Origin of the sequence: Shewanella vesiculosa (genome assembly GCF_009994065.1) — a bacterium.
GTDB lineage: Bacteria > Pseudomonadota > Gammaproteobacteria > Enterobacterales > Shewanellaceae > Shewanella > Shewanella vesiculosa.
Genome location: NZ_JAACSD010000018.1, coordinates 53,626 through 61,548 on the forward strand (window position 1 = coordinate 53,626; position 7,923 = coordinate 61,548).

Here is a 7,923-nt window from a genome sequence, read left to right on the forward strand (position 1 = left end):
TTTCATGGTTTTAGTTAGTGAAGTTTGTCGCAGATTTAATTCTGTAACAATCTGGTGCAGATTTTCACAGATTTAGTTCCTTCATAGTGTGGGCTAGATCAAATAAACAAGCCCAACTTGAAATTTTGTCGATAAATCTGTGATATCAGCGACCATCTGTGTAATTAAATCAATATATGTCTTAAATCTGCCTCTTAGGGGCGTACCTATTTATGTAAAATCGGCTAGCGCTCAACCACAAAAGTTGCAGAATTGTATTTTAGCCCATGTTAATTTAATCATCGCGAATATTGAATGATAAATTGATCTCTTTAGTCTAATAAGGTCATAAATTAAGCATTTTTTAAGCGTTTTGTGATAATCGATTAGTTTGAGCGACCCATTTATATTTGATTACCTCCAGAGTGAGGCCTTTATTGACCACTACAAAATGCTGTTCCTGGCTTATTGCGAAGATTAATTACTTGTATTAATTCGTAATAGACGTGCTCTTGAGGTATCAATCCACTTTTTAGTAACTAAAGTGTCAGTTTTATTTGGATAGTTTAACCACAGGCTATTTTTGATTGCTTTATCGCAACACTTATCCAAGTTGATGTGGATCATTATCAGTAAATGCTTACATCAGATGCTTATGAATAACTTGAACCGCCACCTTAATCAGATTCATGTCGAGCAAATCGTGACAAACGTTTAGCTTTGGCGATAAATCGTTTAAAATTAGCCGCGAAAAAAATAGTCGTTAATTAGGGCGTAACCAATGTTGTCAGAATCTTATACTCATCGTTTTGCTGGTGTCGGCCGTTTATATGGTCAAGCAGCACTCGCGACTTTTTCAAAAGCACATGTGGTGGTTGTGGGTATCGGTGGCGTCGGAACTTGGGTCGCTGAAGCTCTAGCGAGAAGTGGTATAGGACAGATCACCCTTATCGATTTAGACGATATTTGTGTTACCAATACCAATCGCCAAATACATGCATTAACCTCTACTATTGGCCAATCAAAAGTCGAGGTTATGGCAAAACGCATTGGTGAAATCAATCCCGAGTGTATGGTTAATGAAGTAGAAGATTTTATTACTTTAGACAATCTGGCGGAGTATTTTAAGCCAGCCTCACAGGGTGGTGATATTGATTATGTGATTGACTGTATTGATGCGGTAAAACCTAAAGCAGGTTTAATTGCTTGGTGTAAGCGCAATAAAATTGCCCTAGTGACTATTGGTGGTGCTGGCGGCCAAACCGATCCGACCTTAATTCAAGTGACTGACTTGGCTAAAACAGTACAAGATCCATTGTTGGCAAAAGTGCGCAACATATTACGCAAAGATTATAATTTTACTAAAAATATTCAGCGCCGCTTTGCTGTAGATGCGGTGTTTTCGACCCAACATCTAGTCTATCCTCAAGCTGATGGCAGCGTATGCAACACTAAGGAAACAGCACAAGGCAGTATGCGGATGGATTGCGCTTCTGGCTTTGGCGCCATTACCATGGTGACGGGAACATTTGCTTTTGTTGCTGTGAGTCGTGTACTGAGTAAATTATCCGCGAGAACAGTTTAGCATCGTTAAGTGCTGCTTTGCTGATGTTATCGCGGCACGCTTATCACGAACATAGGTCCTCCAAGGGGTGACATAGCAACATAGCGAATGCTGCCTTTTATCTGTGTAATTGCATTAAATGCAGCTGCGAGCCCTAAGCCGACGCCACCTTTGTGGCGAGCGGTGGTAAAGAAGGGTTCAAATATATGCTCTGCAATATCACTTGGAATAAGCGCACCATTATTTTGAATTTCGATATCAATAGTGTCAGGTTTAGCTATTACATTAATGCAGATCTTCGCTTGTGAGGTATCTTTAAATGCATGTAAAAATGCATTTGATATCACGTTATTAATAGCTTGGGAGAGTAGGCTGGCATTAGTGTAAACCTGCAATTGTTCATCAATATTGACGGTTATCTCAACCTTTTGCGGCGAAAATATCATTAAGGTTGAGTCGGTAATATCGCGTAATTGGTGATTAAGATTAAATAGAGTGTATTTTTCTTGGCTTTGTTCTGCCGCAATAGATTTAAACTGCTGGATTAAATAACTGGCACGAGTGATATTACTCACAATTAACTGACTGCTTTTTTGGTATTGCTCTAAAATCCCATTGATTTGTTCTAATGTGGCATGATCGCTATGGATAAGCTCGATCAGATCTTCTACATAAGCCAATTGTGAACTTGCAGCCGTTAGACAAATACCTATCGGGGTATTAATTTCATGGGCGACGCCGGAAACTAATCCTCCTAATGCGGCCATTTTCTCTTTTTCTATCAGCACTTGTTGTGTTCGTTTTAACATTTGCAGTGATTGTTCAAGTTCTCTGGTTTGCTCTTTTACTTGGCGAGCAAGTTCATCTTTATAACTACGCTCTAATAATAGTAAGCGATCTCGATCTTCAACGGCATGCATTAAATCGACTTTTGATTGCTGCAGATCTTGATAAGACCCTCGAATTTGTTGCTGCATTGTATTGACGGCTTCGGCGACTAAACTGAACTCATCTCGTTGTGGCTTACGGTTAAAATTTAAGGGCGTAAAGGGATTGTCTAAGCTAATTTCATCACAATATTGGCTTAATTGGCGCAGATGTTTGGTGACATTGAACCAGACCAAAAACAAAATAAAACCAGCAACGAAGAAGGTTTTGATCGCGTTGGACAGTAAAATCAGTATTGTTTTATTATACAGACGATCATAAATGGCATTGAGATCGGCTTGTACTGTAAGGGTCCCAACAGGAATATTTTCATTGTTGGTATAAATCAACGGAAATTGCTTTTCGATAACGGCCGTTTTCTGATACTCACCAAAATGCCATTCTTGATTACTGTCATCACGGATAGAAATATATTTAATGTCAGGTAATTGGCTTAAACCATAGAGTTGAGTGTTAATTAAGTCTTCGTCTATTACCCAAACACTGGATGCTAATACTTCTAAATTTACCGCTTCTATACTTGAAAATACGCGATCAATTCTATTCACATCCTCCTGATAATCACTTATAAGCTGATAAGCTGTCGTCACAATCGTAATCAAAGAGCTAAACACCACGATAGACAGTGTTAACTTTCGGGCAATCGGGCTCTGGAGCAATTGACGTATGAATATCAGCATATTTTCTTCAATGTGATTAATGATCAATGATGAGTGACATATAAAATACGAGCTTACAGCTTGTTGCGCTAGTGTTAATTCCAACTTTCTGAATTTTATTCAAGCATAGCTTGAATGTCCTAATATGGAATTGAAATGGTGTAAATAAAGATAATGTTAGTGATGTTTTTTATGGCATATATTTTGCTTTAAGTCAGTATGATCAAAAATCTGACACTGCGGGTAAGCTATGATGAAAATAAAAGTAGGTTCAATAAAGTTGTTTAATAGCAAACGTTTATTCGTAAGTGCTATGACATGGGTTGTTGTAACATGTACTAGTTTACTGTTTGCGCCTAAAGATTTACTGGCGTTTTTATCGTTAGATCACCTAGTCAATCAATATGGTCAGTTTATTGGCTTAGGATTAATAATGGGAGTCGCGTATTTTTTAAGTCAAATTTTTGCCTTTGTGGTTGATGAGTCTATTGTTTTTTTTCGCCAAAAACGCACAGTAGAGACCATCGAAGCAAAAGTGAAGCTACTCGACCCGGCAGAAAGAGCCTTGTTACGCGAATTCTTTTTACAGGGACAGACTATTTTAACCTTACCGCAAAATGAGTTAGCAGTTAAAAATCTAGTTCATAGCAGTATACTTGAGATGCTTGGAAATGAGCGTCACTATGCGATTCAAGGACCAACGGCAGAATACAAGATATCGATGCCGGCGCGAAATTATTTAAATCGCGATGTATTACGTTTACCAGCAGGTGAGCCGAGTGCTGAGGAAATGACCTATCTAATCAAAACACGTCCACATTTTATTAATGGCTTGGTTCAATCACGCAAGCATGCCGCTTAATTTAATATTTTGTGCAGTATTTGATTGGTATAAATAAAAAAATGGGGGCCATATAGCCCCCAACTTGACATAAAAACACTCCATGTGTTTTATCGCCAATGTATGATTCGCAAGGAAGAATCCATATTGATCATGAAATAATAAGCAGTAAAATACTTAGCCTAGTTAGAGACTCACTTAGTAGGTGCAGACTTCACAATAAACATCCACATTAGATAAGACATTATTCCAAAGGTACAAAAGATTACAGTCATCGATAGTAATCCTATTGCGTTACCAAACATTAAATCTAACCAAAATGCCATGATATTTATCCTCTGGAATGTGAAATCATGATCATCATAAAGTCAAAACTCTGTCGTGATACTGATCTTGATCAATCTTCAGCAGTGATAATGTTATATTTGTGTGAAACTGCTAATTAGCTCACAAAAACCATCAGCCATTGTTATTTGGCACTATGAATGACTTTTGAGCAATTGAGTGTTTTTTATAGAAATAATAGGTAAAGTACTTGCGATTATTAAATGCAAAGGTATAATCGCCAACACTTAATTGTGACAACATAAGTTGATTAATTGAGTGGTTAGTTTTGCAAAGATATTTGCGTACAGCAGATTTTTTTGCAAAGCTAAATACAGCTTACAAGTCTTTGCCTGAGTGATGAAATTGGTATACATGGGGGATTCAAAAATCACAGTGTGTACTAGTTTGGTATAAGTAAGTTGTTGAAGTAAAACGTTAATGTAAAATAATTAACATGCAAAATCCGTGCAAAGATTTGCAAAGTTTTTGAATTATAAAATTTTATGCCTCCCAACGAATATGGGTTGTAAACAGGCTAAAATTACATAATTAGAGTACAATGAAATTGGTTTGGTTTTGCAAAGATATTTGGTGTTTTAGATTTCTTTGCAAAGCTAAATGTAGCTTGAAAGCCTTTGCCTGAGTGATGAAATTGGTATACATGGGGGATTCAAAAATCACAGTGTGTACTAGCTTGGTATAAGTAAGTTGTTGAAGTAAAACGTTAATGCTAAATAATTAACATGCAAAATCCTTGCAAAGATTTGCAAAGTTTTTGAATTATAAGATTTTATGCCTCCCAACGGATATGGGTTATAAACAGGCTAAAATTACATAATTAAAGTAAGATGAAATTGGTTTGGTTTTGCAAAGATATTTCGTGTTTTAGATTTCTTTGCAAAGCTAAATATAGCTTGAAAGCCTTTGCCTGAGTGATGAAATTGGTATACATGGGGGATTCAAAATCCCCTGCTTCGCGGCGTGTCGGTTCGAGTCCGACCTCAGGTACCATTATTTGAAAGCCCTGTTCTTAATCGAACGGGGCTTTTTTATGCTTATAATTCAATGGTAAGTGATACAAGTTTGTTGCTGTAAGCCGTTAGAGTGCGAATGCATTCATTTAAGCTTGAGCTGATAGATTTTATCCAGCGGTTAAGTCTTTTATTGTAGATGTATTTCCATTTTCCATTACTGAACGTATGCCATTATCTCTACCTGAAGTGCTCGAATACATTTGGCTTGTGCCAATGATTTGATGATTAGCCGCTTTTAGGTTGAAATAAGGCTTATCGTTCTTTGCTGTTTCTTTCGCGAAATTAGTTTCACTTTGAGAGTTTGTTTGAACCGAGCTAATACCATTATTCGCACCAGCCTTAGCAGTGTAGAGTTCACTTGTTAATATGATTTCTCCATTGCCTGCCTTTAATACAAACTTAAATTGGTCATTAGTGCTTTTACTTAACTCATACCATCCTGACATTATTTAGCTCCCTTATAGTTACGATATGCCTATTCATAGCAAGGACAACTCCCTGCTTGAATATCAGTCTAGTTGGTTTAGTTTATTTTGGAATGTCACTTTGGTCGTAATTTTGAGTTTTTTGAGGGTTAATCTGCTGTGATACTGACCTCAAACATTTCTAAATCCTTCCAATAACATACAAAGTTTTGTTCCCATATAGGGTAAAAATCCATAGCAGCATCAAGCAAGATCTCACCGTTAATGCTTTGAAATTCGCCAAAGTTAAAATCAAAGTCTAACGCTTTAACTAGTTCAGCATAACCACCATGACCAACAAAACAGAACTCAGTGATGTAACACAACGTCCACTGTTCGGCTTTCTTTTCTAGCCTTATTTCAACGGGATGAAAACCGCCATGTTCTACGCTGTAATTGGGATCACGGAAGTTAATGGTTAAAGCATCATGAGGTGTGCTACTAATTAGCTTTTCTAGTGGCAGCAGTAAGCTATCGGAAACAGGCAAAGCCAGTTCCTTGTTAATGGTATTCATTGTTTATCTCACAGGTTTTAGAATAGGTCGGGGTGTGTTTGGCGTAAGCTGGTAAAGCTGTTTAGGCCAATAATCACATGGTCTACAACTTCAACATTGAGTACCTTGGCGCATTCAATGACCATATTGGTAAAGTTGAGGTCACTTGTACTTGGTGTTGGGTCGCCTGAAGGATGGTTATGAACAAGGATAATCCCCGGCATATTCAATATGACGGCGGTTCGAAGCACTTCCGATGGCCGCATGCTAATGCTGTTTATGCACCCAGTCGCCACAACTTCAATGCAATTGATGGCTCGTTGAGTAGTAAGGTTGGCGACAATAAAGACTTCCTTTGTTTCATATTTGAGGTAGTCGAATATCTTTGCGGTTTCCTCTGGGCTGGTGAGTGTCTTTTCCGCTTGTTCGCAGTTGGTTTCTCTAAACTGATACTTAACGTTTATTTCGCGAATAATTGCCATGATTTTGCCTCTGACTAAAACAAGTTAAGTCGAGGGGGGAAGCCCCCTCAAACATTGTTATTTCGTATTGGATTTTGCTGCAATATCAGGCTTAGTGGCCTCTTTAGCTTTCATCTTCTTACTGGGAAACTTAGAGGGCGGGGCAAGTAGAAACTCATCTAGTTCACCTTTTTCAACAGCATCAATAACGATTTTGATGGTGTCTGGCAGTTTGGCTTTATCACCCACATCGATAGCAGGTTTATCTTTCACTAACTCGATAGGTTTACCGCTAATACGGACTTCAAGATAGTAGTGCTGTTCATTATCGTAATACCAAGAGCGAACGTTATAACGTCGGCGTACTTTCTTACGCTCTCCTGTTTCAGGGTCTTTGACCGATTTTTCACGGTAGGCTTCAAACTCTTTACCCTGAACCATGCATTCAGCCATGTCTAATTGCTGTTCCAGCTTTTCTATTAAACGTAATCGCTTACTGATAATAGGTGGCTTGATGGCAATTTCAGGGCGAGCGATAACCTTGAGAGAACTCAATAATGTTGTCATTTTACATTCCTTAGATAGATGGGTTTAGCGGATAAAGCCGATGTGGCGTGGTGTTTGTTTACGGTTGTTTTCTTCTGTGAGTAGCGGGATAGCCGTGCTTCTGTGATTATGGTTAGGTTGAAATAACATACGTCTTGATAAAATGGCGAAATCGCCGGGCGTTAATTGTTGTAACACTTGAAGTTGGTCTTTCTCTGCATTGGTTAATTTAGTGATACCCAATACTTGACGATAGAGCGTGTGACGTTGCATTTCAGTGAGATAGTCGCAAGTCAGCTTGAAGTCAAAGCGGCGCATCACAGCGCTATCAATAGCTGTCAGTGCATTGGTTGCAGCGAATACAGGTTGAGTATTGCATTCAAGCTGAGACAGTAGTTCGTTGATAAGCTGGACTTCATGCTGCGCTTGAGCGCTTTCACGTTTGCTCAGTAAACTATCTACTTCATCAAAGAGCATCAGCTTCTTTGTTCTGTGTGCTTCACGAAACAACGCTGCAATGTTCTGCTCACTTTCACCGACATACTTGCTTAGAACGTCAGAGCACTTGATGTGCATCACCTCTATACCATGCGTTTCAGCTAAGTA

At 38.4% G+C, this 7,923-nt stretch carries 9 protein-coding genes and 1 tRNA gene; 3 read left to right on the forward strand and 7 right to left on the reverse strand.

The window, feature by feature from the left end; all coding sequences use genetic code 11:
• Positions 1–760 precede the first annotated feature (760 nt).
• Positions 761–1,564 (forward strand): tRNA cyclic N6-threonylcarbamoyladenosine(37) synthase TcdA, encoded by an 804-nt coding sequence (tcdA, locus tag GW828_RS16930; RefSeq protein ID WP_420542440.1) that lies wholly within the window; start codon positions 761–763, stop codon positions 1,562–1,564.
• A gap of 26 nt (positions 1,565–1,590) precedes the next feature.
• Here tcdA and GW828_RS16935 read toward each other — a convergent pair whose 3' ends face one another.
• On the reverse strand, positions 1,591–3,171 hold the full coding sequence (locus tag GW828_RS16935) for an ATP-binding protein (protein ID WP_273060065.1): 1,581 nt from the start codon (positions 3,169–3,171) through the stop codon (positions 1,591–1,593).
• 229 nt (positions 3,172–3,400) lie between these two features.
• On the opposite strand from GW828_RS16935, the gene GW828_RS16940 reads away from it, so the two are divergent.
• Positions 3,401–4,012 carry a superinfection exclusion B family protein gene (locus GW828_RS16940; RefSeq protein ID WP_124017285.1) on the forward strand — a complete coding sequence of 204 codons (612 nt, stop codon included), beginning with the start codon at positions 3,401–3,403 and terminating at the stop codon, positions 4,010–4,012.
• A gap of 173 nt (positions 4,013–4,185) precedes the next feature.
• Here the strand turns inward: GW828_RS16940 and GW828_RS16945 are convergent, their stop codons facing one another.
• Positions 4,186–4,317, reverse strand: coding sequence for a DUF3149 domain-containing protein (locus GW828_RS16945; RefSeq protein ID WP_011635995.1), 132 nt, complete (start codon positions 4,315–4,317; stop codon positions 4,186–4,188).
• 927 nt (positions 4,318–5,244) lie between these two features.
• On the opposite strand from GW828_RS16945, the gene GW828_RS16950 reads away from it, so the two are divergent.
• Positions 5,245–5,329: transfer RNA gene (locus tag GW828_RS16950), tRNA-Leu, on the forward strand.
• Between the two features lie 130 nt (positions 5,330–5,459).
• On the opposite strand, the gene GW828_RS16955 is transcribed toward GW828_RS16950, so the two are convergent.
• The 5 genes from GW828_RS16955 to GW828_RS16975 all read right to left on the reverse strand — a co-directional run.
• A complete protein-coding gene (locus GW828_RS16955; RefSeq protein WP_137223264.1) occupies positions 5,460–5,798 on the reverse strand; it encodes a YegP family protein in 339 nt (112 codons plus the stop codon).
• Positions 5,799–5,926: 128 nt separating this feature from the next.
• A complete protein-coding gene (locus tag GW828_RS16960) occupies positions 5,927–6,331 on the reverse strand; it encodes a DUF2787 family protein (RefSeq protein ID WP_273059939.1) in 405 nt (134 codons plus the stop codon).
• A 17-nt stretch (positions 6,332–6,348) separates the two neighbouring features.
• A complete protein-coding gene (locus GW828_RS16965; protein ID WP_273059941.1) occupies positions 6,349–6,792 on the reverse strand; it encodes a JAB domain-containing protein in 444 nt (147 codons plus the stop codon).
• Positions 6,793–6,849: 57 nt separating this feature from the next.
• Positions 6,850–7,338: a DUF6641 family protein gene (locus GW828_RS16970; protein WP_273059943.1), complete on the reverse strand. Its 489-nt coding sequence runs from the start codon at positions 7,336–7,338 to the stop codon at positions 6,850–6,852.
• Positions 7,339–7,362: 24 nt separating this feature from the next.
• The coding region (locus GW828_RS16975; protein WP_273059945.1) for an ATP-binding protein at positions 7,363–7,923 on the reverse strand (561 nt) is incomplete at its 5' end.

Bases quoted from the DNA above. Each gene is read 5' to 3' on its own strand.
- tcdA (WP_420542440.1), top strand. From the start codon at position 761: ATGTTGTCAGAATCTTATACTCATCGTTTTGCTGGTGTCGGCCGTTTA.
- GW828_RS16935 (WP_273060065.1), bottom strand. From the start codon at position 3,171: ATGCTGATATTCATACGTCAATTGCTCCAGAGCCCGATTGCCCGAAAG.
- GW828_RS16940 (WP_124017285.1), top strand. From the start codon at position 3,401: ATGATGAAAATAAAAGTAGGTTCAATAAAGTTGTTTAATAGCAAACGT.
- GW828_RS16945 (WP_011635995.1), bottom strand. From the start codon at position 4,317: ATGGCATTTTGGTTAGATTTAATGTTTGGTAACGCAATAGGATTACTA.
- GW828_RS16955 (WP_137223264.1), bottom strand. From the start codon at position 5,798: ATGTCAGGATGGTATGAGTTAAGTAAAAGCACTAATGACCAATTTAAG.
- GW828_RS16960 (WP_273059939.1), bottom strand. From the start codon at position 6,331: ATGAATACCATTAACAAGGAACTGGCTTTGCCTGTTTCCGATAGCTTA.
- GW828_RS16965 (WP_273059941.1), bottom strand. From the start codon at position 6,792: ATGGCAATTATTCGCGAAATAAACGTTAAGTATCAGTTTAGAGAAACC.
- GW828_RS16970 (WP_273059943.1), bottom strand. From the start codon at position 7,338: ATGACAACATTATTGAGTTCTCTCAAGGTTATCGCTCGCCCTGAAATT.